Raw genomic sequence first — 22,669 nt, forward strand, 5'->3', positions numbered from 1 at the left:
CCCTAGGCTTGCGCTCACTAAACGCACGCCTAGCCGATCATCGCTTAGCTGATTAGCGCACCGGCCGGAAGGTGTGGAGCTCGCGGCAGGTTTCTTCGACGACATCGCGCCAGCTGCCGGTTTCTTGGAAGAGGCGGCGTTGGCGTTCGTATCCGGCGCCGCCGTCGATGATTTCGTGCACCAAGGCCAGCTCTTCCGCGCAGCCCAACTCGCGGGCTAAGGGCGTGAGTTCTTCTACCATCTGGGCCAATTCATCTTTGACCCAAGCCTCGTCCGTATCGCGCGATGTAATAACGAGGGCATCCATGCCGTAGCGCGCGCCGCGCCACTTATTTTCCGCCACGTGCCACGGCTGCAAGACGGGTAGCTCCTCGCCCGCATCAATCATGCGGTCATAGTGCACGACCAAGCAGTGCGTGAGAGCGACGACGGCGGATAGCTCCCGCAGGTTCGAGGTGGCGTCGGATACGCGGACCTCTACGGTGCCCCACTTCGAGGCTGGGCGGATATCAAAGTGCATCGAGCCGGTGTGATTGATAACCCCGGAGATGGCCTGATCCCGCATATAGGACTGCCACTCGTCCCACGTGAAGAATTGATACGGCATGCCAGCGGTAGGCAGCTGTTGATAGAGCATCGTGCGGTTGGAGGCGTAGCCCGTATCGAGGCCTTCCCACCCGGGCGAGCACGCAGAAATGGCCAAGAGGTGGGGGTACTTCGTCATCAACGCATTGATGATGGGCCAGACGCGATCCTCGTGGCTGATGCCAACGTGGACGTGTGTGCCCCACAGTAGCATCTGCTTTCCCCAATACTGGGTGCGGGCGATGATCTCTTGATAGCTGGGTTTATCCGATAGCGGGTTTTCCCGGAAATCCGTAAACGGGTGCCCGCCAGAGGCCCACACATCGATACCGAGCTTGGCAGCTGCTTCTTCCACGGCCGCCAGCGAGGTTTCTAGCTCCGCAATGGCTTCTGGCACCGTGGTGCAAATGCCCGTGACTAGTTCCACCGTATTCTGGAGGAATTCCTTTTCCACGTGAATATCTGGGTGGGCGGCAGTGGCGAGATCAATAAGCTCAGCCCCACGCGGGACGAGATCGCGCGAGTCGCGGTCCACGAGCGCGACTTCCCATTCCACCCCGAGCGTGGGCTCGGGGGAACGGGCGAATACTTCTGCCGGAATCTTCACTGGTCCAGCTTAACGGGTGGCAGGTAATATTCCATGAATTTTATTTAGGCCTGTGGGACGGCGAGGGCGACCACAACGGCGCCGTCCTCGGTAGCTTCCTTGGGCAGGTCCTTATTCATGGGCTTGATTTCCGCCTGGTAGCGCGCGGCGACTTCCTTAGCCAAGGACTCCGCGGAGGTATCGCCTTCTGGGTAGAAGACGGTGGTCTTGGGCACGGTCAGGACGTCGCCTGGCAGGTTGCCCACATAGCCCACCTTGAAGCCGCCGTCCTTCAACACGTCGGCTTCGTTCTTGGCCTTATCGGATTCACCGGAGTTATTAAGAACGCTGACCTTAATGTCATTGCGGTCGCGCGCAGCGGACGGCGTATCGTTGCCGCCGGCCCGGGCTTCATCCCCGCCGCGATCGTTACCTCCGCCGCGTGCACCGGCATCGCGGCCGGCATCGCGGTTAGCCTCGCCCTCGGCGTTCGGGTGCGCGTTATCGCCCTCGCCTTCGCGAGGCGGCTGGTTATTGGCCCCGTCGCGGGAGCCATCGCCGCGCGCGCCATCCGCGGCAGGCCCGCCGGCGCCGTTACCCTCCTGGCCACCATTGGCGGAGCCGTCTGACTTCGACTGCTCGGAATCGGAAGCGACGGTCGAGTCATCGTCCTCCGAGGTCATGGCATAAAGGCCCCACAGGCCGAGCATCACAGCTACGGCGATAAGCACCATGGCAAGCCCGCGCAGCGGTAAACCGCCCTTCTTGGCGTGGGCGCCTCCCCCACCGCCAGTTTCAGCCGCAGCGGCTCCCGCTCCGGCACCTGCAGCGCCAGCGGTAGCGTCCTCGCCGCCTACCTCATCGTCATAAGCGCCGTCGTAGGCGTCGTCATAATAAGCATCGCCATAATCGGTCGCGGCGGCATCCTCCGCGGCGGCACCGTCTGCGGCGTCGTCGAATTGCTGGTCGTATAGATTATCCGGATTCTCTTTAGTCACTTCAGTAACATTAGTAGCCAGTTCTAACGCGGTGGGGTATTTCCCCGCGCGGCGCGCCGCGTGTTTTCGCGCTCCTCCCGCAGGCGCTTCAACCGGGCCACCAAGAGAGGATGGGATTCGGCGGCAGCGGGGGCATCAAGAAGCAGGTTGAGGCGTTGGTGATAGCGCACCGGCGAGATATCCAGCTGCGCGCGGATGGCCTCTTCCTTGCGGCCAATGCTGCGCGGGGCGGTTTCCTCAAAATCTAAGATGGCGGCGTCTAGGTCAGACAAGGGGTTCATGCCTAAACTGTAGAGCATGACTATTCGCCCCATCGTTATCCACGGCGACCCCGTGCTTCATCAGCCCACCACGCCGGTGGAAGAATCCGAGATTTCCAGCCCTGAGATGCAACAGCTCATCGCGGACATGTACGAGACCATGGAGGTCGCCCACGGCGTGGGCTTGGCTGCGAACCAGGTGGGCATCGGCAAGCGGCTCTTCGTGTACCACTGCCCCGATACCGAAGGCCCGGACGGCACCGAGCTGCCCGCCGATAAGGCCGGCATGCGCAAGGGCTGCGTCATCAATCCAGTGCTGGAGACCTCCGAGATTCCAGAGACCATGCCTGCCGATGACGGCTCCGACGACGAAGGCTGCCTCTCCGTGCCGGGTGAGGGCTTTCCCACCGGCCGCGCCGACTGGGCGCGCGTAACCGGCAAGGACGAGCACGGCAACGACATTTCCGTGGAGGGCTACGGCTTTTTTGCCCGCTGCCTGCAACACGAGACCGGCCACCTCGATGGCTACGTCTATACCGATACCCTCATCGGCCGCTACAAGCGCCAGGCCAAGAAGGCCATTAAGCGCAATGGCTGGACCGAGCCGGGCTACACCTGGATGCCGGGTGAAGACGAAGACCCCTTCGGGCACGACGATTAATCATGTCCCGCATCTTTCGTTCCGATGAGGTGCAGGTAGGCGATCGCGTCGTGGCCCGGCGGGATTTTGGCGATGTGCACAGCGATGTCATCGGCCACGTCCTCAGCCTTAAGCCGCTGGTCATCCGTCCGCAGCAGGTCGGCGGCTATCCTTCCGATCTCGAGGCCGTGGAGATCGCGCCCGAGCAGCTGAAGATCATCAAGCGGCTTTCGCCGCGCATGGTGCGCAATTCCGATATTCGCGCCGTCGAATACGCCACCGCCCAGGCCTTTCCCGGCAAGGAGCACACGTGGACCGCGGACGGCTCCTGGCTCATGCGCGCCGGCGATGGCGTGACGGGCCGGTCCAATTCCGCCGTCCCGCTCGGGCCTTCTGCGGGCTTCATCCCGGTCCCGCTAGCGGAAATCACGGAGTTCTACCGCCGCCACAATCTCCCGGTGCGATTGCTCATCCCGGAGCGCATTGGCAAGCCTGCAGAGCGCCTGCTTGCCGATGCCACCTGGGAGACCGAACCCGAAATCCTCGTCATGGTCCTGCGCGATCTCGCGGGTCTATCCGCTGAAGTCCCGGGCTCCCACCCCAGCGGCGCGGAGTTCCGCATCGACGCCCAGCCCGATGACGCGTGGTTAGAGATGTACCACTTCCGCGGCCAGGCGCTGCCTGCCCAGGCCTTGGAATACCTGCGCGCCCGCATCGAGGGCACGATGGGCTTTGGGCGGCTGATTATTGGCGGGGAGACCGTTGCCATCACCCGCGGCACCATCACCGAATCCGGCGACGGCACCGCCTGGCTGGGATATTCTGCCGTGGAGGTAGCGCCCTCGCATCGCCGCCAGGGCTTAGGCGCCCTTTTGGGCCAGCACATGCTGCGCTGGGGTCGCGAGCAGGGCGCGAAGCACGCCTACCTCGATGTCTTGGCATCTAATACCGCCGGCATTCGCCTGTACGAAAAGCTGGGGTTCATCGAGCAGCACCGCCAGATCTACGCCCAACTGCGCGACTAGCCCCAGCTGGGTTAGTCCGCCTAGCCCGCCGGCCGCGGCCTGGACTAGTCCGGGCCATTGCCCGCGCGGTACTGTATTATCCATGCGCATCACCACGTGGAATATCAACTCCGTTCGCACCCGCATCCAGCGGGCGCTGGATCTTCTCCACAAGCACGATATTGACGTGCTGTGCTTACAAGAAACCAAGGTCAAGGACGATAAATTCCCCCGCGAGGCCTTCGAGGATGCCGGCTACCATGTCACCTGCCATGGCCTGAACCAATGGAATGGCGTGGCCATCATTTCCAAAGAAGAACCGGAAGAAGTCTTTACCGGATTCCCCCACCAGCCTGGCTTTGCCAAGGACCCTGAAAAGCCCCAGGACCGCGAGGCCCGGGCGCTTGGTGCGCGCATCCGCGGGGTAGAAATCTGGTCGCTGTATATTCCCAACGGCCGCGAGATTACGGACCGCCACTACGACTACAAGCTGGATTTCCTCTACCAGCTCTCCCACTACGCCGCGGGCCGCGCCCAATCCAAGCTGCTTCTAACCGGCGATTTCAATATCGCCCCGCGCGATGAGGACGTGTGGGATATCGAGGCCTTCCGCGGCAAGACGCATGTCACCGAACCCGAGCGCGCCGCCTTCCAGATGCTCGAGGAGGCCGGCCTCGAAGAGGTCACGCGCCGTTTTACCGAAGACCAGCGCTATACCTACTTTGATTACAAGGGAATGCGCTTTCACAAGAACGAGGGCATGCGCATCGATTTCCAGCTGGCCTCGCCGCCGCTGGCCAAGCACGTCACCGGCGCGCACGTAGACATGGAAGAACGCGCTGGCGAAAAGACCTCCGATCACTGCCCGCTTAGTGCAGATTTCGATCTGCCCGATTTCGATTCCGTGCGTTAAATGACCTGGTCGCTTGATCTCAGCTTCTGGCAGCTGATCTTCCTCATCATTGATTATTCCATCAAGATCATCGCCGTCGGCTTCGTGCCAGAAGGCCGCCGGCCCTCCAATTCCACCGCGTGGTTGCTGGCCATTCTGGTGCTGCCCGTCATCGGCCTGCCACTGTTTTTGCTCATGGGCTCGCCGTATATCAACCGGCGCCGCCACCGCATCCAGCAAGAGGCCAATGAACGCCTTGAGGATATTTCCGCCCGCACCCCGGATCATCCCAGGGGCATCCTGTCGGCGGAGGTGGAATCCGTCATCAAACTCAACCGCGAACTGACCGGCTTTCCGGCGCTCATTGGCCACAATCTGGGCCTGCATGCGGATTATGATGAATGCATTCGCGCCATCGCCGCGGCCGTGGACCGCGCCGAAAAGTACGTCTCCATCGAGGTCTATATCCAGTCCTGGGACGAGGTCACGGATGTATTTTTCCAGGCCCTCGCCCGCGCCACCGCGCGCGGCGTCAAGGTTCGCCTGTTGCTGGATCAGATTGGCAGTTTTAAGTACAAGGGCTATTCCTCGCTGGGGGACAAACTGACAGAGATCGGCGTGGATTGGCGCCTCATGCTGCCCATCCAGCTGCACAAGGGCAGGTTCCGCCGCCCGGATCTGCGCAACCACCGCAAGCTCGTCATCATCGATGGCGAGGTAGGTTTTATAGGTTCCATCAACCTGATCAAGCGCCAATACAAAACCACTGACCGCTTTTGGATCGATTACATGGTGGAGTTATCCGGCCCCATCGTCACCGCCATGAACGCGGTTTTCGCGGTGGATTGGTACACCGAATCCGGCGAGAACCTCCCGCTAGATGAGCTGCCCTATGACGATGCCCAAACCGTTGATGCCAACTATCTGCAGATGATTCCCTCCGGCCCCGGCTATACCACCGAGCCAAACCTGCGCATGTTTAACTCCCTGGTACACCACGCCAAGCAGCGCCTGGTGCTGTGCTCGCCGTATTTCGTGCCGGATGAATCGCTCTTAGAGGCCGTCACCACCGCCTGCTACCGCGGGGTGGACGTGGAGCTTTATGTCTCCGATACCGCGGACCAATTCATGGTCAACCACGCCCAGTCTTCCTATTACCAGGCGCTGCTTGAGGCCGGGGTGCATATCTACCAATTCCCCTACCCGTATGTTTTGCACTCCAAGTTCATCATCACGGATCCGGATGACCAGGAGTTCAATCCGCTGTGCATGTTCGGCTCGTCCAATATGGACCCGCGGTCCTTCGGCCTCAACTATGAGACCACCATGCTCGTGGCCAAGGGCGATCTCCTCGCCCAGTTCAACCAGCTCGCCGCCAATTACCGCGCGGTCTGCCACCAGCTCACCCTCGAGGAGTGGAACCAGCGCGGCTTTGTCCGCCGCTACATCGATAACGTCATGCGGCTGACCTCGGCACTGCAATAAGCTCTGCTTGCCGATGCCCCAATAGTCCACTCATAGGCTATCTAAACACAAGCCTTCTTTTGCAGAACCAGAGTAGAACTTCCCGCGTTGAACCGCGCACGGTATCACCGCAGAGATGAGCGTGTAGTCCACTTAATTGACTCCGGATCGGCGTTAATTATTGGAACTAATTGCGAAAGATACGCCGAATCCTCCGCAGATTTCTCTCTTGTCTATTGCTTTTACTATAAACCCTGATTCTGACTTTGATATTGCTTATGCGCGAGAGCGTATCAAAAGCTTAGGGAATACAAGAGTGATCATATCGCGGCTATTCCGAAGAGGATTATTAAAAGGCGCTTCTTTAACGCCCAAAATTCTGTACGGCAAAAAGCTCACCGTTCGCGCCAACGGCAATGCCCGTGCCAACCGTTTTCGCTTCTGGGTCCAGCAAAATCTTCCTGTGGCTGGGTGAATTCAGCCACATATTTACCAGCTTCGCATCTGCGAAATCGTCCCATGCTTGAAGGACGTTTTCGCCACCGGCAGGAATACTATCCGGATAGGTTTCCCAGTGATTTGGCCGATGCTGCAAATCCCCTGTTCCCACCAAATGGTCGGCCCAGTCTTGAGCGATATTGTTTAACGCAGGGTTTTCTGTCACGGGATTTAAACCATGATCCGCCCTTGCTGCATTGACTTCGTTAACAATAGAGTGCGCACGGGCCCCATCGGGCTTCATGTGGCTAACTACTTCAGCAGCGTTACCGATAGGTCCTTGTGCCTTAGCTGGAGGGGTAGTTGCGGCTACCCCACCTCCCACTAATGCGGCACCCGCGATAGTCGGGGCTACAAACTTTTCAACAGAATCTGGAAGCATTTCATTGGACACACTTACCACTCCCTCGGATAAACTTGACTACATTACTCTACACAATTTCTTTTTCTTCACCCCCAACCCTAACGCAAAAGAAAAATATTGTCAGTACATAAATAATATTTAAACTGCATTTCCGATAAAATAGAATTATATTTAAAGACGTTTAGAGTTTAATTTGCGATATGCGCCCATCCATAGGGTTCTCAAATATTCTCCCACCTGGAAAGGCTGTTTTCTGAGGCAGCCATTAATCACCACCAATAAAAGTAACCGGCTGATCACAATCAGCCGGTTACCAGTCATGTCTCAAACAACAGACCTACCCTCGCCTAAGCATCGCGCTTGTGCAGCACCAGCACGCCAAGGGCCCACAGCACTGCGGCCCAGATGAAGAATACGATGCCGCTGCCTGCGGATTCCGTCCACAGTGCGTTATCCACTGGGACATTGAATAGCCAGTTCTGGAAAGCAGTAAAGGGCATGAAGCTACCGATCTTATCGCCTACCACGGGCATCATGCTGACGATTTGATCCACGCCCAAGTACAAAATAAGGCCTAGCGCCACAGAGCCCGCAGTCTGGCGAATGAGCATGCCGATGCCTTGGGCAAAGGCCACCACGAGGACCGCGGCCAGTGGGTACTTCCACAGCTGCTCGCGGCCGACTTCATCGTTCCAGGGATCGAAGGTGGCGGAAATGGAGCTATCGGCAAGCAGATCCGTAAGCAGGTACGCGCCCACCACACCGATGAAGGTCAGTACGGCCGCGATGACCGCGTATAAGACCAGCTTGGACACGGCCACGCTCCAGCGCCGCGGGGAGGCCATGAAGGTAATGGCTTGGGTGCCGAAGCGATATTCGGTGGTCACCAGCATGATGGCCTGAATCATCAGCACCGGCAGGCCCAGGGTTACCAGGAATACGACGGTGAACTCGGCCCCAATAGGCTGAAAGCCCATATCAACGGCTTGCGGATCGAGCGGCTCCGTAAACGCAGCGGTGACACCGGCCCAACCCCAGGAAAATAGGAGGAATAGCGCGGTAGTCCACCAGAAGGAGCGGGTGGTGCGCAGCTTAATCCACTCGGATTTCAAGATATTCAACATGGCGGATTAAACCTCCTGCTCGTTGGGGCGGGCGAACCCACCGGATTGGCCTGGCTGGCCGGATTGGCCGACCTGGCCCGACTGACCTGCCTGCGCGCCCGAGGCACCAGGCGTGCCTGCGTGGTACTGCACGGCATCGCCAGTGAGATCCATGAAGGCATCCTCCAGCGAAGCGCTTTTCAGGGTGAGCTCATGCAGCGGCACCCCGGTGGAATAGGCCAGCTCGCCCACGAACTCGGTGGTCTGGTTGATGACCTCTAGCCGCGGGCGGCCCTCCTCATCCTTGGATTCGGTAAAGGAAACGCCCTCCTTCTTTAGGGCCTCACCGAATTCCGGGAGGTGGTTCGAGCGCACATACACCAAGGACTGCGAGTGCCCGCGGACGAACTCGTGGGTGGGCTTATCCGCAACCATCTTCCCCTTGCCAATGACCACGAGGTGATCGGCCGTCTGGGCCATCTCGGACAAGAGGTGGGAAGAGATCAAAATGGTGCGGCCTTCTGCAGCTAGCGCGCGCACGAGCTGGCGCACCCAGCGGATGCCCTCTGGATCCAGGCCGTTGACCGGCTCATCCAGAATGAGGATTCCCGGATCGCCCAATAGCGCACCCGCAAGGCCCAAGCGCTGGCCCATGCCGAGGGAAAAGCCGCCGGCTTTCTTACCGGCGACATCGGAAAGCCCCACCAGCCCCAGCACCTCATCGACGCGGGAGGCAGGAATGCCATTGGACGCCGCCATCCACTTCAGGTGATTCGCGGCCGTGCGGTTGGGGTGCACCGCCTTCGCATCCAAAAGCACGCCCACCTCACGCAGCGGGTGCGCCAAGTCGCGGTAGTGCTTGCCGTTCACGCGAATCTCACCCGCCGTGGGCTCGTCCAAGCCCACGATCATCCGCATGGTGGTGGATTTGCCGGCGCCATTGGGCCCCAAGAAGCCGGTGACCACACCGGGCTTTACCTGAAAGGTGAGATCCTCAACGGCGCGGACAGACCCGTAATCCTTAGTCAGTCCCTGTACTTCAATCATGAGCACTACAGTGCCATAATTTTGGATACTTTACCGGTACAGTTTTTCCACCCGCTGCCGCAGGGCAGGAAAGGCGTGGCGGAATGGCGCGATAAGCGGCAGGTTTTCCACCTCATCCAGGCCCACCCAGCGCAGCTCGTGCGATTCCTCGTTGGCGGTGGTGGGCAAGCGCAGGCCGCTGCGGGTGCGCGCCAGCACGGTGGTATAGGTCCATTCCCCCGGCAAATCCCCCGCCGGAGGATAGGGCCCGGCCGTCACTTGGGTGTCGAGCACCTCGACATCGGCAGGCGCGATGGCGCATTCCTCGTGCGTTTCCCGCAGCGCGGCCTGGGTGGGGCTTTCTTGTAGGTCCCGCGCCCCGCCGGGAATCCCCCAGGTATTTCCGTTATTGGTCCACGCGGCGCGGTGTTGCAGCAGCACCTCGCGCCCGGCGACGAGGAAGAGGCCGGCGGCACCGAATTTTCCCCATACGCGAATGCCACTGGGGCCCGCCGCCCAGCCGTCTCCACTGTGAGGGTTATGCATATTTTCTATCCTAGCCACACACGCGGGTAAATGGTGGCGCCTAGCACACTGGGGGCGTTATTCTAAGTAAATGACTGAGCAGGCAGTGCGGGTAGAGTCAGAGCGCGAAGAGGACGCTCACCCCAGCGATCACTGGCTGGATGAGGTTACCGCGCCCTCTCGCCCGGCCCTAAGCGGGCTCACCCACCGCGCCATGGAATGGTTTGCGGGCCCGGCGCGCCTACTGCGGCGGTTTTATTACTTCGCCTCCACCACCCCGGGCAAGCTTTTTACCGTCACCCTGATCCTCACGGTGGCATTGGGAGCCGCCGGCTTATCGATGTCCCAATCTTCCGCCGCCCGCCACTCCGACCTCGACGAGCTGCTCAATACCACCGAGCCGATGTCCAACGCGGCCCACCACCTCTATAGCTCCCTATCGGTGGCAGATACCATCGCGACCACCGGATTCGTGCAGGCCGGCGTGGAATCAGAGGGCAACCGCGAGCGCTATAACGATGCCATCGATGCTGCCTCCATCGCCGCGACCGAATCTGTGCTGGGCACCACGCCTGACGATGCCCGCGTGCGCGATCTCGTCACCTTCATCCAGCGCGAGCTGCCCATTTATACCGCGATGATCGAAAAGGCGCGCTCGAACCACCGCGCCGGCAATGCCGTGGCTAATTCCTATATGTCCAATGCCTCCTCGCTCATGCGCGAGCACATTCTGCCGGCGGCATCCGAGCTCTTCCAGCTGACCACTGCGAAGGTTAACCAGCAGCAGCAAAAGCTCACCTCGCCGCAGTGGGTCCCACTATCTGGCCTTTTGGCTGCGGTTTTCTTCCTCATCGTGGCGCAGTGGTGGCTGTGGCGCCAGACGCGCCGCCGGTTTAACCGCGGCTTTTTAACCGCAACTGTGCTGCTCTTCTTGGCCGTTTTCTGGGTCGCGCTGTCTAACCTAGCCACCTGGTCCACCGGCCACCAAGGCTTTGAAACGGCCTCGCGCCCGTGGGATTCGCTGACAGCCTCGCGCATTGAGGCGCAGCAGGCGCGCACCTCAGAAACCCTCGCGCTGGTGCTGCGCTCCTCTGAGGAAGATACGCTCGAGCGCTTTTCCGGATCGGTAGATTCCATCGAAAAGGCGCTGGGGGATTATGAAAGCGCGCTGCATGATGATGACGTCGAGGTCAACGATCCCGAGCTCATCCACAGCGCCCGCGCCGCCACCGAAAAGTGGCAAAACTCGCACGAAAAACTCATGGAGGCGCTGAGCGAGGGCGACTACGATGAGGCCGTCTACCAGGCCACCATCACGGATCCTGAGGATGGCGAGACCACCGCCGCGCAGTCCTTTAATGAGCTCGATAGCGAGCTTTCGGAGCTCATCGGCCAGGCGCGCATCGCCATGCGCACCTACTTAGAGCGCGGGCTGACCGCCATGACCGCGGTCTCCTCCGCCGTCTTCCTGCTCACCCTGTGCGCCATCTTCGCGGTGTGGCTGGGCATTCGTCCCCGACTGCAGGAGTACCTCTAATGCGCTACCGAGCACGGCTTACCGCACCGCTGACCGCCATCGTTGCCACCTGCAGTGTCCTCGCGCTGGCCGGCTGCGATATTCGCTCCGCTCCGCCACTGGAATCACCCGAACAGCAGGCACTCGATGCCAGCCCCGGCCCGCCGCTGCCGGAGGGCTCCACCATAGAAGAAGCCGGTAGCACCGCGCCCAAGAAGGAAGACGATACCGAACTCAGAGGCACCTACCGGCCGGATGGCAAAACGGCGAAGGAGCGGGTGCCGGACATCGTCAAGCGCGGGCGCCTTATCGTGGGCGTGGACCGCTCCAATAACCTGCTGAGCTACCGCGATGCCGCCTCCGGCGATGTCCGCGGCTTCGAGGTCGATATCGCTCACGAGATTGCCCGCGATATCTTCGGCGATCCCAATAAGGTGGATTTCCGCTTCGTCGAATCCTCTGACCGCACCGCCGCGCTGGATAATGGCACCGTCGATATCATCGTGCGCACCATGACCATTAGCCCCGAACGCGAGAAGGAAGTGGCCTTTTCCATCCCCTATATGACCACGCAGACCCGCATGCTGGTCCTTACCAGCTCTGGGATGAATTCCATCGATGATGCGGAAGACAAAAGGCTGTGCGGGGTGCGCGGATCCACCGCGCTGGATACCATCCGCGAGCGCGCCCCCAAGTCCGATATCCTCATCACCCGCTCCTGGGGCGATTGCCTCATGGCGCTGCAGCTCAACCAGGCCGATGGCGTGGTGGTTGATGATGCCCTGCTTTCCGGCATGGCCGCGCAGGATTCCTATACCTCCATCGTGGGCGAGCCCCTAAAGACCGAGAATTACGGCGTTGCCGCGCGCCGCCCTAGCAAGGATCATGACTCCCGCCCGCTGCTGCGCCAGGTCAATTCCACCTTGGAGCGCATCCGCCGCGACGGGACGTGGTCCGACATCTTTGACAGGTGGCTAGGTGCTTACCTGGACGAGCCCACCCTGCCGTCGGGTACATACATCGAGGAAGATAAGTCATGAAGCATAACCCGAATTTCAGCGAAGACGAGCTCGAGTACCTAGAGCCCGAAAACCTCGATACCCAGCGCCAATTCCGAAAGCCCACCAAGGCTTCTTACCGCGACGCTGACCGCGACCAAGACCCTGACCAAGACCGCAGCCAGGACCGCGACCTCGGCGCTACCGACTCCCCTGACGCGGCCAGCACAGCCAGTACAGCCGACGCCGCCGACCCCGCTGGTCCGGATACCGCCGCTGCTCGCCCCAACTCTGCAAACCGCAACATCGACGTCGATACGGCTGCCACTCCTCATAACGCTGGCAATAGCAATAAAGGCGCTAGCGAAGCTGATGTTGATACCGCCGCGGCGCAGGTTTCCGGCACGGCTCCCGCGGCTGCCTTCCCGGATACGGAGGCCACGGGTAGGCGCACAGCGGGCGGCAGCACAGCTGGCCCAAACGCTGCGGGCCAGCGCACGACTGGCCCGGGCGCAGAGGGCCAGGGCACCGCGGCTCAGGGCGTACGAAATGGCAACGACGCCGATGAGAGCGACGATGCCGGCGATACCGGCGGAGTGGGCACGGCGGCCGTGGCGTATGACCCTTTCGCCAGCGAGCCCATCGAGCACCGGGAGGATCCGGGAACCTCGGCGGTAGCCTTCGATCCCTTCGCCGATGACGATGAAGACGACGATGGATCCATCGACCCGGATCACCTCTCCAGCCTGCTCGCGGACCTAGAGAATATCCGCGCCCAGCGCGAGAGCGAACGCGATGAAAAAACGGCGCAGGAAAAGTCCTCGGAGCGTTCGCGCCGGCAGGCAATCGATACCTTCCGCGAGCGCCGCGGCACGCAGCGCACCGAGCGGCCGGTTGCTGATGGCATGGTACGCCTGCCGTTTATCACCCCGGCCAATCCCACCGCCGCCCTTATCGATCCCACAGAGAAGATCAAGGGCAAGAAAGTTCCGCCGCCGCAGCTGGAACCGGGCGATATGGTCGCGGAGCAATACGAAATCCTCGGTGTCATCGCCCACGGCGGCATGGGCTGGATTTACCTGGCCAATGACCACTATGTCTCCGGGCGCGTGGTGGTGCTCAAGGGCATGCAGGCCCAAAAGTCAGCCGATGAGACGGCCGCTGCCGAGGCCGAGCGCGAGTTTCTGGCAGACATTACCCACCCGGGCATCGTCAAGATTTTTAACTTCATCGACGATGACCGCGTGCCCGGTGGATTCATCGTCATGGAGTACGTGGGCGGGCCATCGCTAAGAAGCAGGCGCAATAAGCAGCCCAACGAGCTGCTGCCCGTTGACATTGCCATTGGCTATATCCTGGAAATCCTGCCGGCGCTTGAGTACCTACACTCGCGCGGCGTGGTCTATAACGACCTGAAGCCCGATAACATCATCGTCACCGAGGACCAGGTCAAGCTCATTGACTTGGGCGCGGTCTCCGGCATCGGAGCCTTCGGGTTTATCTACGGCACCCAAGGCTTTCAGGCCCCGGAGGTTGCCTCCAAGGGGCCGTCCATCGCCAGCGATATCTACACCATCGGCCGCACCCTGGCGGCGCTGTGCCTCAAGCTGCCCAGCGAGGACGGTGTCTTCCTTCCCGGAATCCCCAACCCCTCCAAGGAGCCGGAGCTGCGCCGCTTCCTCTCCCTCTACCGCCTGCTGCTGCGCGCGACCCATCGCGACCCGCAGCGCCGGTTTAGCTCCATCAAGGAGCTGCGCACCCAGCTCTACGGCGTGCTGCGCGAGGTGCTCGCCATCCGCGACGGCCGCCAGTACCCCTCCCAGCACTCGCTCTTCTCGCCGCAACGTACCACCTTTGGCACCAAACACCTGGTCTTTCGCACGGATCAGCTTATCGATGGCATCGACCGCACCATCCAAATCACCGCCCCCGAGGTCGTCTCCGCCTTGCCGACGCCCCTGGTAGACCGCGATGACGTCGGCGCCAGCCTGCTGCAAGGTACGTCCTACGCCGAGCCGCAGGAAGCCCTCGAGACCCTGCGCCAGGCCATGCGCACCCCTGAATACGAACATTCCGCCGAGATTCCCCTCGGCGTGGTGCGTTCCATGATCGACTTGGGCTATACCGACGAGGCGCGCCAGTGGCTAGGCTCCATCGAAGACCGCCTCGGCCGCGACTGGCGTTACCAGTGGTATGCCGGCATCACGGAGCTCTTGCACGATGATTACGTCGATGCCCAGGAGTACTTCGCCACCGTCCTCGATTTATTGCCCGGCGAGGCCGCCCCGAAGCTCGCCATCGCGGCCATCAATGAGCTCATCCTGCAGCAAATTGATTACAGTGAAACATCGCTTATTGATGCCACCGTTGCCCGCGCCTGCTCCAACCTCTACACCACCTTGGCGGATCTCCCCTCTTCTGCCTTTGAGGGCCAGCCGGAAGTCTGGTCCCACGTCACCCAAGACCCGGGCGCGCTGCGGTTTAATTCCATGCGGCTATACGGCATCGTTTGGGCCACCAACCCCACGACGGTGTCCTCCGCCTTTGGGCTTGCCCGCCAATTGCGCGCGGAGGGCCAAGTGGAGCTGTCCGTAGCCACCTTGGATAAGGTACCCAATGCCTCGCGCCACTTCCGCATGGCGCTGCTTACCACCGTATTGCAGCTCATCGTGCACGATTTATCGGAATCGCGCATTCGTCGCGCTGCCCGACGCCTCGAAGAAGTCCCCACCAACGAGCCGCGCTTTCTCCAAATCAAGATCGCCGTCATCTCCGCGGGCCTGAACTTCCTGCGCAACGCCGATCTCGCGCGGGCGTCCTCGCCGAATGATCTCTTTGAGTACGCCTTTACCCAGCGCGGCCTGCGCACCGGCCTGGCCGAGACCCTGCGGGCCCTTGCCCGCCAGGCCCCGTTTAGCCGCCACCGCTACGCGCTGGTGGACTTGGCCAACCAGGTCCGGCCCATCACCACCTTCTAGGGCCTACTTACATGGCCTACTTAAATAGGCCGTCCTCGCGCGCCTTGGCGGCAACGTCTGCGGACTTCTGCGCGATGGCCAGCTCCTCGTTGGTGGGAACCACCAAGACCTTGACCGGGGAATCATCGGTGGAGATGACCCGAGGCTCATCGGAGCGGACGAGGTTGCGCTCTTTATCAAAGTCGATGCCGTACATATCCAGGTTGTACAGCGCGTCCTGGCGCACCTCGGTGTCGTTTTCACCCACGCCGGCGGTGAAGGTAATCGCGTCCACGCGGCCCAGAGCAATCATGTAGGAGCCGATGAAGCGGCGCAGCTGGTGGATGTAGATGTTATACGCCAGCCATGCGTCTTCATCGCCGTTATCGATGTGCTCGCGCAGCGTACGGAAGTCATTGACGCCCGCAATGCCCTTGACACCGGATTGCTTATTGAGCAGCTTATCGATCTCGTCGATGCTCATGCCCGCCTGGCGCACCAGGTGGAAGATGATGCCTGGATCGATATCGCCGGTACGCGTACCCATGGCGAGGCCGGCCAGCGGGGTCAGGCCCATCGAGGTATCGATGGCACGTCCATTGCGGATGGCGGCCGCGGAGGCACCATTGCCCAGGTGCAGCGTGATCTGGTGGGTGTGCTCCGGATCGCGGTCCAAAATCTTCGGCACCTGCTGGGAGACGAACTCGTGGGAGGTGCCGTGGAAGCCGTAGCGGCGGATATCGTACTTGGAAGCAACCTCGCTATTGATGGCATAGAGCGCTGCGGCCGGCGGCAGGGTATTGAAGAACGCGGTATCGAAGACCGCCACGTGCGGAATATCCGGCAGGATCTTGCGCGCCACGCGGATGCCGTCCAAGTTGGCCGGGTTGTGCAGCGGGGCCAAGGGGATGAGATCCTCGATCATCGATTCAATTTGATCCTCGATGAGCTGCGGCTCCGAGAAGAGGCGGCCGCCGTGCACGACGCGGTGTCCCACGGCGATGATATCGACGTCCTTCGGGCCCACCTGATGATCATCCATGAGGTCAAAGGCGCGTTTTAGGCCAAAGGAGTGATCGGGAACTTCCAGTTCCTCGGTGACCTTTTCCCCGTTGACCTTGATGGTAATGGCGCCGCTCGGCTCGCCAACCTGTTCCACCAGGCCGGAGACGAGTGGATCATCGGTGGCAGTAGCGGTTGGGTCCACCAGCTGAAACTTGATGGACGAGGATCCCGAGTTAAGGACCAGTACGTATGACATTTATTTCTCTCCAGCCTGGATAGCGGTAATGGCAACGGTATTGATGATGTCTGGAACGGTAGCGCCGCGGGATAGGTCATTGACCGGCTTGTTCAGGCCCTGCAGGATGGGGCCCACGGCCAAGGCGCCGCCGGTGCGCTGTGCGGTCTTATAGCCAATATTGCCGGCATCCAGATCGGGGAAGACGAAGACATTGGCCTTACCCGCGACATCAGAATCCGGCATCTTCTTCGCGGCAACGCCGGGATCGCAGGCGGCGTCGAACTGCAGAGGGCCATCGACCTTGACCGAGGAGTCGAGCTTCTTGGCGGCCTCGACGGCTTCAATGGCGCGCTCGACGTCCGGGCCGGTGCCGGAAGCGCCGGTGGAGTAAGACAGCATGGCTACGCGCGGATCGATGCCGAACTGGGACGCGGTCTGCGCGGACACCACGGCGATTTCGCCCAGCTGTTCCGCGGTCGGGTTCGGGTTTACGGCGCAGTCGCCGAAGGCCCACAGGCGCCCGCGCATGACCATCAGGAAGATGGAAGAGACCACCGATGCATTCGGCTTGGTCTTGATGATCTGGAAGGACGGCTTAATGGTGTGGGCGGTGGTGTGGGCGGCGCCGGAAACCATGCCATCGGCAAGCCCCTTGTGCACCATCATGGTGCCAAAGTAGGAGATGTCCTGCATGGTCTCGCGGGCCTGCTCCAGGGTCACACCCTTCTTCTTGCGCAGTTCCGCGAAATCGGCGGCGAATTCCTCCGCAAGCGGCGATTCCAGGTGGTCGATGATATTGGCTCCCGAAATATCCAGCCCCAGCTCCTTAGCGCGGGCCTTAATATCGGATTCCTTGCCCAGGATGGTCAGCTGGGCAACCTCATCGCGCAGCAGGGCATCGGCGGCTTCAAGGATGCGGTCATCATCGCCCTCTGGCAAGACGATGTGGGATCCAGTCGTCTTGGCTTGGTCGATGAGCTGCTTTTGGAAGAGGTCTGCGGACATGACGGGCGCGGTCTCCTCTGCCGCGCTTAACGCACCTGGCACGGCCTCTAGGTCGGTGAAGACGCCTGCCACGGTGGCGCCGAGGGACTCTGCCTTGCGCTGTGCCAGCTCCGCGGCGCGCTCTGGGGCGCCGGAGATAATGACCAGTGGCAGGCCCAGCGCGGCGGCGACCTCCGCATCGAAGGAGATTTCGCCGGTGCCTTGGACCAAGAGGGCACCGGCAGTAGCGGTGGGCGCGTGGGCCAAGACATCCGCCACGGTGGGGTCGAAATCTTCTAAGCGGATCAGTTCAGCGCCAAGGCTATCCGCCAAGGCGGGAATATCGAGGCCGTCGAAGCCGCGGCCGATGGAGCTTAACACTGTGGACTGGGATGCAGACATGCGGATTACCTTTCCTTTGCCGTCACGGGAACACTTGGAACACGCGCCGTAACATTATGCCGTACATCACAGTTACTAGCACGTGGTGACGACTCCACTGTACGTGAATCACCCCCTCCCCCGCCCTTCCGCAACCTCCTAAACTGGGGGTAGATAACTCAGAGCAGTGTGGCATTTATCGCACTGCCACCGCGTAGAATGTGAGAAAAACCAAAAGAAAGGACACCCTAAACAGATGACTAGCCCCATGCGTGTCGCCGTGGTCGGCTCCGGACCGGCCGGCATTTACGCCTCTGACCTCCTCGTAAAGTCCGATGTGGACGTGCAGATCGATCTCTTTGAAAAGATGCCCGCACCCTTTGGCTTGATTCGCTACGGCGTCGCCCCGGATCACCCGCGCATTAAGGGCATCGTGCAATCGCTGCACAACATCATGGAGAAGGAAGACATCCGCTTTCTGGGCAATATCGAAGTGGGCAAGGACATCACCGTCGAAGAGATGCGCGAGTACTACGACGCCATCATCTTCGCCACCGGCGCCACCGCCGATAAGGAAATGGGCATCCCCGGCGAAGACCTCGAGGGCAACTACGGCGCCGGCGAATTCGTGGGCTTTTATGACGGCAACCCCAACTTCGAGCGCGATTGGGACCTATCCGCGGAGTCCGTCGCCGTCGTGGGCGTGGGCAACGTTTCGCTCGACGTGTCCCGCATCTTGGCCAAGACCGCGGATGAGCTGCTGGTGACGGAGATCCCAGACAACGTCTACGCTTCCCTGAAGGAAAACCGCGCCAAAGAGGTCCACGTCTTTGGCCGCCGCGGCCCGGCGCAGGCCAAGTACACGCCGAAGGAGCTCAAGGAGCTCGATGAGTCCCCCACCATCGAGGTCATCGTGGCCCCAGAAGACATCATCTACGACGAGGCTTCCGAAGAAGCTCGCCGCGCCGCCAAGTCCACCGACTTGGTCTGCCAGACCCTAGAGTCCTACGCCATGCGCGAGCCTGGCGATGCCCCGCACAAGCTCTTCATCCACTTCTTCGAGTCCCCGGTAGAGGTGCTTGGCGATGACGGTCACGTCACCGCCATCAAAACCGAGCGCACCGAGCTCAATGGCGATGGCTCCGTGAGCGGCACTGGCAAGTTCACCGAGTGGCCCGTGCAGTCGGTCTACCGCGCTGTGGGCTACCACCCGCAGTCCGTGGAGGGGATTCCCTTCAACAACGACACGGCCACCATGCCCAACGACGGCGGCCACGTGCTTGCCAATGTCGACGGCGACAAGCTACCCGGCCTCTACACCACCGGCTGGATCAAGCGCGGTCCGGTGGGCTTGATTGGCAATACTAAATCCGACGCCAAGGACACCACCGGCATGCTGCTTGAGGATTACAAGGCAGGCGAGCTCGAATCCGCCACCAAGCGCGATCCGCAGGATATCCTCGACCTGCTCAGCAGCCGCGATATCGCCGTCACGACCTGGGACGGCTGGCACCGCCTCAACTCCGCCGAGCAGGCCGCCGGCGAACCGCACGGCCGCGAGCGCATCAAGATCGTCGAGTGGGACGAGATGGTCAAGCATGCCGGCCCACAGCACTAACCAGCGCTGCACTGCGGGCCTGACTAGGCACCGACTGGCACGGTCGGCAGCGCCCCGAAGCTAGTCGGTATCGTCCACCCCTGAGGTCAGCTTGGGGTCGAGCTCGACCCCACCCTCGTATTCAACAACCTCGATATCGGGCACATTGTCCGCTTGCGGGTCGATGCCGCGCGCACCGCCCTGCGCGAGCAGGCCAGGAGTCGAGGTCACGCTCACCTTATGCGCGGCCAGTGCGGCGCGATCGCGGGCCTCTTCCACCGTTTCCGCCGTCGTGGTCACAAGCCCCATGCGCCGGCCCTTATAGGCATCGGGCTTGCCAAAGAGCTTCACGTCCGTCTCGGCGTAGTGGAGGGCGGAGGCGATGCCGGTAAAGGCGACATCGGCAAGCGGCTCAGGCGCGTGCAAGAACATGCTGGCGCCCGGGGTTATCATCGTGGCATCGATGGGATAGCCCAAGATGGCGCGGGCGTGCAGATCGAACTGGGAAAAGCGCTGCGTATAGGCGGTAAGCATCGCCGTATCCGAAGGCCGCGGGGAAACCGAAGAAAAGTAAACATCATCGCCGGCGACGAAAAGCTCCACGCCGTACACGCCGCGCCCGCCCAGCTCATTGGAGATGCGCGCCGCAACCGAGCGCGCGTTCTCCAACGCAATCTCGCTCATGCCGGTGGGCTGCCATTCTTCGATCAAATCGCCCTTCTCGTGGCGGTGGCCGATGGGCTCGCTAAACCACGTGGCCAACTTGCCCGTGGCCGGATCGATGGAGCGGATGGCCAGCAGCGTGACCTCCAGGTCAAAATCCACGAAGCGCTCCGCCACCACGCGCTGCGAATCCGAAGAAACGCGGCGCACCGTCTCCCACGCCTCGCGCACGTCTTCTACGTCCCGCGCCAGCATGTGGCCCTTGCCCGAGGTGGACACGTCTGGCTTCACAATGCACGGAAACCCCAGCTCCGTCGCCGCTTCTTCCAGCTCCTCCACAGAGGAGGCGAAGCGGTAGGCCGAGGTCGGCAGCCCAATATCTTCCGCCACCGCGCGCACCCGTTCGCGGTCTTGGGTAAGGGCGCAGGCACGCGCCGTGGGCACGACGACGGCATCCGTGGACTGCTCAACCTGCTCTAAGGCCTCCACCGCGACGATTTCCACCTCCGGCACCACGTAGTGCGGCTGAATCTGCTGCACCAATTCCGATACCTGCGCGGAGTCAGTAATATCCGCGATATAGCTATAGTGCGCCACTTGGTGCGCCGGCGCCCCCTGGTACTTATCCACGGCGTGGACCTCAAGGCCCAGGGACTGGAATGAAATAGCCAGCTGCTTTCCCAACTCGCCCGCGCCGAGCAGCAATACCTTCGTGGCATTGCCCGTCAGCGGCGTGCCGATATGACCGGCGATTTTGCCTGGAATATCCATGACTTTGCTCCTTTGATTCCGCTCCGAGCAGCAGATACTTCCCCAAATTATTTCATAGATGCCCGCCGCACCCCGGGCGCACATGCGTGAAGTGCATAAACGCAAGCGCCCGGCCAAGGATTCTCATCCTCGAACCGGGCGCTCGTTGGGCTCTAGAGCGTGCTACTAGGCCTGGGGTGCCTCTGGTGGAACCGGGGCATCGACTGGCTCTGCCACGGTAATAATGTTGTCCTCATACCCCAGCGCACCGCCGACGAACTTGCCGCCGCAGGTGATAAGGACCAGGCGGTTGGTACCGTCCGTATCATTAACCACGTCCGGGAAATCCCCGCCCTTGGGCAGGCGGTACGGCTTTTCCGTCACGCGGAAGGTGCGCTCCTCACCATCGATGACCACCGTGAATTCCTGGTTTTCTTGCAACCGGGTGAATTTCTCCGCATAGCCGGTGCCTTGGCCCTGGTAATTCACGTGGCCGGTGATGACACTGGAGCCGACATTGCCGGCATCGCCAGGCACAGCCGAGGCGGAGTACCAGCCCAGGCGGGAGACATCGTGTGGCGGCAGCAGCACGCCCTGGTCCGTCACCTGCACCGGGTCCACGGCAGCGTACTCGCCATCGATGCCCACAGACATGCCTTCGAAGCCTTCGAATTGGCCCGGGGCCGGCTCGAATTCGTGCTCCTGCGCACCGGAATCATCGACGTAGGCATCGCCCTTATCGTCCGGAGTGTCTACGGCCGAGACGCTTTCCGATGCCCCCTCACTAGCCTCATCCTCTTCCCCACCGGTGGTGAGGTAGAGGGCCAGCTGTATCAACATCAGAATTACGGCCACTACCAGCACGATAAAGCCGATCTTCTTACCCTGGCTTACGGGTTCCTCGCGGCCTGTCTCCTCAGACATTGCCCAATCTCCTCATTGTGGTCTTCTCGATGGTTCATCAGATGGGTTGCCCCCTCCAGCGTGTGCGGTGACACCCTGAAGGGGGACATGTTGTGCCCAGGCGCTATGGCCTGTTACCTGACCAGTACGCTCACACTACTGAATGTAGTCCCGCATACCTGGGTCAAGCTTGGTAGCACCGGACGGTACGGACTTGATCTGCGTACGTCCTGCGTCGGACGGTAGCGGTTTACCAGTCTTTCCAGGCTCTTGGCCCATAACCTCGACAGGACGATCGTCCTTGTCAGTACCCTGGTCAACCTTATCCGGCGTATCTTGGCCCTTCACCTCGGTGGGGCGAGGCTCTTCGCTGGAGTTCTGGTCAACCTTATCCGGCGTATCCTGACCCTTCACCTCGGTGCTTGGGTGCTCGCCGTGGCCCTCGGTGTCCTTCTCAGGACGATCCTTAGGCTTGTCGTGATCATGGTGGCCGTGGTCGTGATCATGGTGGCCGAAGATAATCTTGCCCAGGCCGATTCCCAAGCCAATGCCCGGAATCAGGATGGCCCACTTAGGAATCTTGCCCTTAGACGGCTTGCCTGGGACATCGGAGTCATCAGAGGTTACGGTCTGATCCTCATCATTGATGTCCTTGTGCTCAGCAATCTTATTCGGCTTCTCAGCATCCGGAGTGTCCTCACCCTCAGCGTCAACCTCAGTAGAGGTCAACTC

At 61.2% G+C, this 22,669-nt stretch carries 19 protein-coding genes and 1 pseudogene; 8 read left to right on the forward strand and 12 right to left on the reverse strand.

Annotation, left to right across the window (positions count from 1 at the left end; all coding sequences use genetic code 11):
• Positions 1 to 52 precede the first annotated feature (52 nt).
• From ABRP84_RS08145 to ABRP84_RS08155, 3 genes are read right to left on the reverse strand one after another with little or no spacing between them, the layout of a single operon-like run.
• Positions 53 to 1,192, reverse strand: a complete 1,140-nt coding sequence (locus ABRP84_RS08145) for a glutamate--cysteine ligase (protein WP_284869428.1) — start codon at positions 1,190 to 1,192, stop codon at positions 53 to 55.
• A gap of 44 nt (positions 1,193 to 1,236) precedes the next feature.
• Positions 1,237 to 2,169: a LytR C-terminal domain-containing protein gene (locus ABRP84_RS08150; RefSeq protein WP_349853285.1), complete on the reverse strand. Its 933-nt coding sequence runs from the start codon at positions 2,167 to 2,169 to the stop codon at positions 1,237 to 1,239.
• A 23-nt stretch (positions 2,170 to 2,192) separates the two neighbouring features.
• Positions 2,193 to 2,468 carry a DUF3263 domain-containing protein gene (locus ABRP84_RS08155; protein ID WP_084529689.1) on the reverse strand — a complete coding sequence of 92 codons (276 nt, stop codon included), beginning with the start codon at positions 2,466 to 2,468 and terminating at the stop codon, positions 2,193 to 2,195.
• Between ABRP84_RS08155 and ABRP84_RS08160 the strand changes: the two genes are divergently transcribed.
• The 4 genes from ABRP84_RS08160 (at position 2,467) to cls (ending at position 6,450) form a co-directional block, all read left to right on the forward strand.
• Positions 2,467 to 3,090 carry a peptide deformylase gene (locus ABRP84_RS08160; protein ID WP_023024016.1) on the forward strand — a complete coding sequence of 208 codons (624 nt, stop codon included), beginning with the start codon at positions 2,467 to 2,469 and terminating at the stop codon, positions 3,088 to 3,090. The two genes, ABRP84_RS08155 and ABRP84_RS08160, sit on opposite strands and share 2 nt — an antisense overlap.
• A gap of 2 nt (positions 3,091 to 3,092) precedes the next feature.
• On the forward strand, positions 3,093 to 4,094 hold the full coding sequence (locus ABRP84_RS08165; RefSeq protein ID WP_349853286.1) for an N-acetylglutamate synthase, CG3035 family: 1,002 nt from the start codon (positions 3,093 to 3,095) through the stop codon (positions 4,092 to 4,094).
• Between the two features lie 82 nt (positions 4,095 to 4,176).
• Positions 4,177 to 4,986, forward strand: a complete 810-nt coding sequence (locus ABRP84_RS08170) for an exodeoxyribonuclease III (RefSeq protein WP_349853287.1) — start codon at positions 4,177 to 4,179, stop codon at positions 4,984 to 4,986.
• Complete coding sequence (cls, locus tag ABRP84_RS08175; protein ID WP_349853288.1) at positions 4,987 to 6,450, forward strand: cardiolipin synthase; 1,464 nt, start codon at positions 4,987 to 4,989, stop codon at positions 6,448 to 6,450.
• Positions 6,451 to 6,793: 343 nt separating this feature from the next.
• Here cls and ABRP84_RS08180 read toward each other — a convergent pair whose 3' ends face one another.
• From ABRP84_RS08180 to ABRP84_RS08195, 4 genes are all read right to left on the reverse strand, one after another.
• Complete coding sequence (locus ABRP84_RS08180; protein ID WP_239268516.1) at positions 6,794 to 7,321, reverse strand: CAP domain-containing protein; 528 nt, start codon at positions 7,319 to 7,321, stop codon at positions 6,794 to 6,796.
• A gap of 317 nt (positions 7,322 to 7,638) precedes the next feature.
• Positions 7,639 to 8,415, reverse strand: coding sequence for an ABC-2 transporter permease family protein (locus tag ABRP84_RS08185; RefSeq protein WP_349853289.1), 777 nt, complete (start codon positions 8,413 to 8,415; stop codon positions 7,639 to 7,641).
• Positions 8,416 to 8,421: 6 nt separating this feature from the next.
• The gene (locus tag ABRP84_RS08190; RefSeq protein WP_349853290.1) at positions 8,422 to 9,441 is read right to left on the reverse strand and encodes an ABC transporter ATP-binding protein; all 1,020 of its coding nucleotides are present in this window, start codon (positions 9,439 to 9,441) and stop codon (positions 8,422 to 8,424) included.
• Between the two features lie 30 nt (positions 9,442 to 9,471).
• A complete protein-coding gene (locus ABRP84_RS08195; RefSeq protein ID WP_023024031.1) occupies positions 9,472 to 9,966 on the reverse strand; it encodes an NUDIX domain-containing protein in 495 nt (164 codons plus the stop codon).
• Positions 9,967 to 10,036: 70 nt separating this feature from the next.
• Here ABRP84_RS08195 and ABRP84_RS08200 point away from each other — a divergent pair, with 70 nt between their 5' ends.
• Genes ABRP84_RS08200 through ABRP84_RS08210 form a run of 3 tightly spaced genes read left to right on the forward strand, consistent with a single transcriptional unit; the run spans position 10,037 to position 15,437 of the window.
• Entirely contained in the window at positions 10,037 to 11,482 is a 1,446-nt protein-coding gene (locus tag ABRP84_RS08200; protein WP_349853291.1) for a GlnX family signal transduction membrane protein, read from the forward strand.
• On the forward strand, positions 11,482 to 12,501 hold the full coding sequence (locus ABRP84_RS08205; RefSeq protein WP_239268526.1) for a glutamate ABC transporter substrate-binding protein: 1,020 nt from the start codon (positions 11,482 to 11,484) through the stop codon (positions 12,499 to 12,501). The genes ABRP84_RS08200 and ABRP84_RS08205 overlap by 1 nt, the downstream gene beginning before the upstream one ends.
• Complete coding sequence (locus ABRP84_RS08210; RefSeq protein ID WP_023024037.1) at positions 12,498 to 15,437, forward strand: serine/threonine protein kinase; 2,940 nt, start codon at positions 12,498 to 12,500, stop codon at positions 15,435 to 15,437. Before ABRP84_RS08205 ends, ABRP84_RS08210 begins: the two co-directional genes overlap by 4 nt.
• A 16-nt stretch (positions 15,438 to 15,453) precedes the next feature.
• Here the strand turns inward: ABRP84_RS08210 and ABRP84_RS08215 are convergent, their stop codons facing one another.
• Both ABRP84_RS08215 and pta read right to left on the reverse strand, forming a co-directional pair.
• Positions 15,454 to 16,677: an acetate kinase gene (locus ABRP84_RS08215; RefSeq protein ID WP_349853292.1), complete on the reverse strand. Its 1,224-nt coding sequence runs from the start codon at positions 16,675 to 16,677 to the stop codon at positions 15,454 to 15,456.
• On the reverse strand, positions 16,678 to 18,045 hold the full coding sequence (pta, locus tag ABRP84_RS08220; protein ID WP_349853293.1) for a phosphate acetyltransferase: 1,368 nt from the start codon (positions 18,043 to 18,045) through the stop codon (positions 16,678 to 16,680).
• Positions 18,046 to 18,280: 235 nt separating this feature from the next.
• Here pta and ABRP84_RS08225 point away from each other — a divergent pair, with 235 nt between their 5' ends.
• Positions 18,281 to 19,642: an FAD-dependent oxidoreductase gene (locus ABRP84_RS08225; RefSeq protein WP_349853294.1), complete on the forward strand. Its 1,362-nt coding sequence runs from the start codon at positions 18,281 to 18,283 to the stop codon at positions 19,640 to 19,642.
• Positions 19,643 to 19,702: 60 nt separating this feature from the next.
• On the opposite strand, the gene purT is transcribed toward ABRP84_RS08225, so the two are convergent.
• The 3 genes and pseudogenes from purT to ABRP84_RS08240 form a co-directional block, all read right to left on the reverse strand.
• The gene (gene purT, locus ABRP84_RS08230) at positions 19,703 to 21,055 is read right to left on the reverse strand and encodes a formate-dependent phosphoribosylglycinamide formyltransferase (protein WP_349853295.1); all 1,353 of its coding nucleotides are present in this window, start codon (positions 21,053 to 21,055) and stop codon (positions 19,703 to 19,705) included.
• 165 nt (positions 21,056 to 21,220) lie between these two features.
• Entirely contained in the window at positions 21,221 to 21,958 is a 738-nt protein-coding gene (locus ABRP84_RS08235) for a class F sortase (RefSeq protein WP_349853296.1), read from the reverse strand.
• Between the two features lie 135 nt (positions 21,959 to 22,093).
• A pseudogene (locus ABRP84_RS08240) lies at positions 22,094 to 22,669 on the reverse strand (VaFE repeat-containing surface-anchored protein); the annotation flags it as partial.

It is taken from the genome of Corynebacterium sp. KPL2861 (genome assembly GCF_040225475.1).
GTDB lineage: Bacteria > Actinomycetota > Actinomycetes > Mycobacteriales > Mycobacteriaceae > Corynebacterium.

Coding starts and splice junctions, on each gene's coding strand:
- ABRP84_RS08160 (WP_023024016.1), top strand. CDS start 2,467: ATGACTATTCGCCCCATCGTTATCCACGGCGACCCCGTGCTTCATCAG.
- ABRP84_RS08155 (WP_084529689.1), bottom strand. CDS start 2,468: ATGCTCTACAGTTTAGGCATGAACCCCTTGTCTGACCTAGACGCCGCC.
- ABRP84_RS08165 (WP_349853286.1), top strand. CDS start 3,093: ATGTCCCGCATCTTTCGTTCCGATGAGGTGCAGGTAGGCGATCGCGTC.
- ABRP84_RS08170 (WP_349853287.1), top strand. CDS start 4,177: ATGCGCATCACCACGTGGAATATCAACTCCGTTCGCACCCGCATCCAG.
- cls (WP_349853288.1), top strand. CDS start 4,987: ATGACCTGGTCGCTTGATCTCAGCTTCTGGCAGCTGATCTTCCTCATC.
- ABRP84_RS08185 (WP_349853289.1), bottom strand. CDS start 8,415: ATGTTGAATATCTTGAAATCCGAGTGGATTAAGCTGCGCACCACCCGC.
- ABRP84_RS08190 (WP_349853290.1), bottom strand. CDS start 9,441: ATGATTGAAGTACAGGGACTGACTAAGGATTACGGGTCTGTCCGCGCC.
- ABRP84_RS08195 (WP_023024031.1), bottom strand. CDS start 9,966: ATGCATAACCCTCACAGTGGAGACGGCTGGGCGGCGGGCCCCAGTGGC.
- ABRP84_RS08200 (WP_349853291.1), top strand. CDS start 10,037: ATGACTGAGCAGGCAGTGCGGGTAGAGTCAGAGCGCGAAGAGGACGCT.
- ABRP84_RS08205 (WP_239268526.1), top strand. CDS start 11,482: ATGCGCTACCGAGCACGGCTTACCGCACCGCTGACCGCCATCGTTGCC.
- ABRP84_RS08210 (WP_023024037.1), top strand. CDS start 12,498: ATGAAGCATAACCCGAATTTCAGCGAAGACGAGCTCGAGTACCTAGAG.
- ABRP84_RS08215 (WP_349853292.1), bottom strand. CDS start 16,677: ATGTCATACGTACTGGTCCTTAACTCGGGATCCTCGTCCATCAAGTTT.
- pta (WP_349853293.1), bottom strand. CDS start 18,045: ATGTCTGCATCCCAGTCCACAGTGTTAAGCTCCATCGGCCGCGGCTTC.
- ABRP84_RS08225 (WP_349853294.1), top strand. CDS start 18,281: ATGACTAGCCCCATGCGTGTCGCCGTGGTCGGCTCCGGACCGGCCGGC.
- purT (WP_349853295.1), bottom strand. CDS start 21,055: ATGGATATTCCAGGCAAAATCGCCGGTCATATCGGCACGCCGCTGACG.
- ABRP84_RS08235 (WP_349853296.1), bottom strand. CDS start 21,958: ATGTCTGAGGAGACAGGCCGCGAGGAACCCGTAAGCCAGGGTAAGAAG.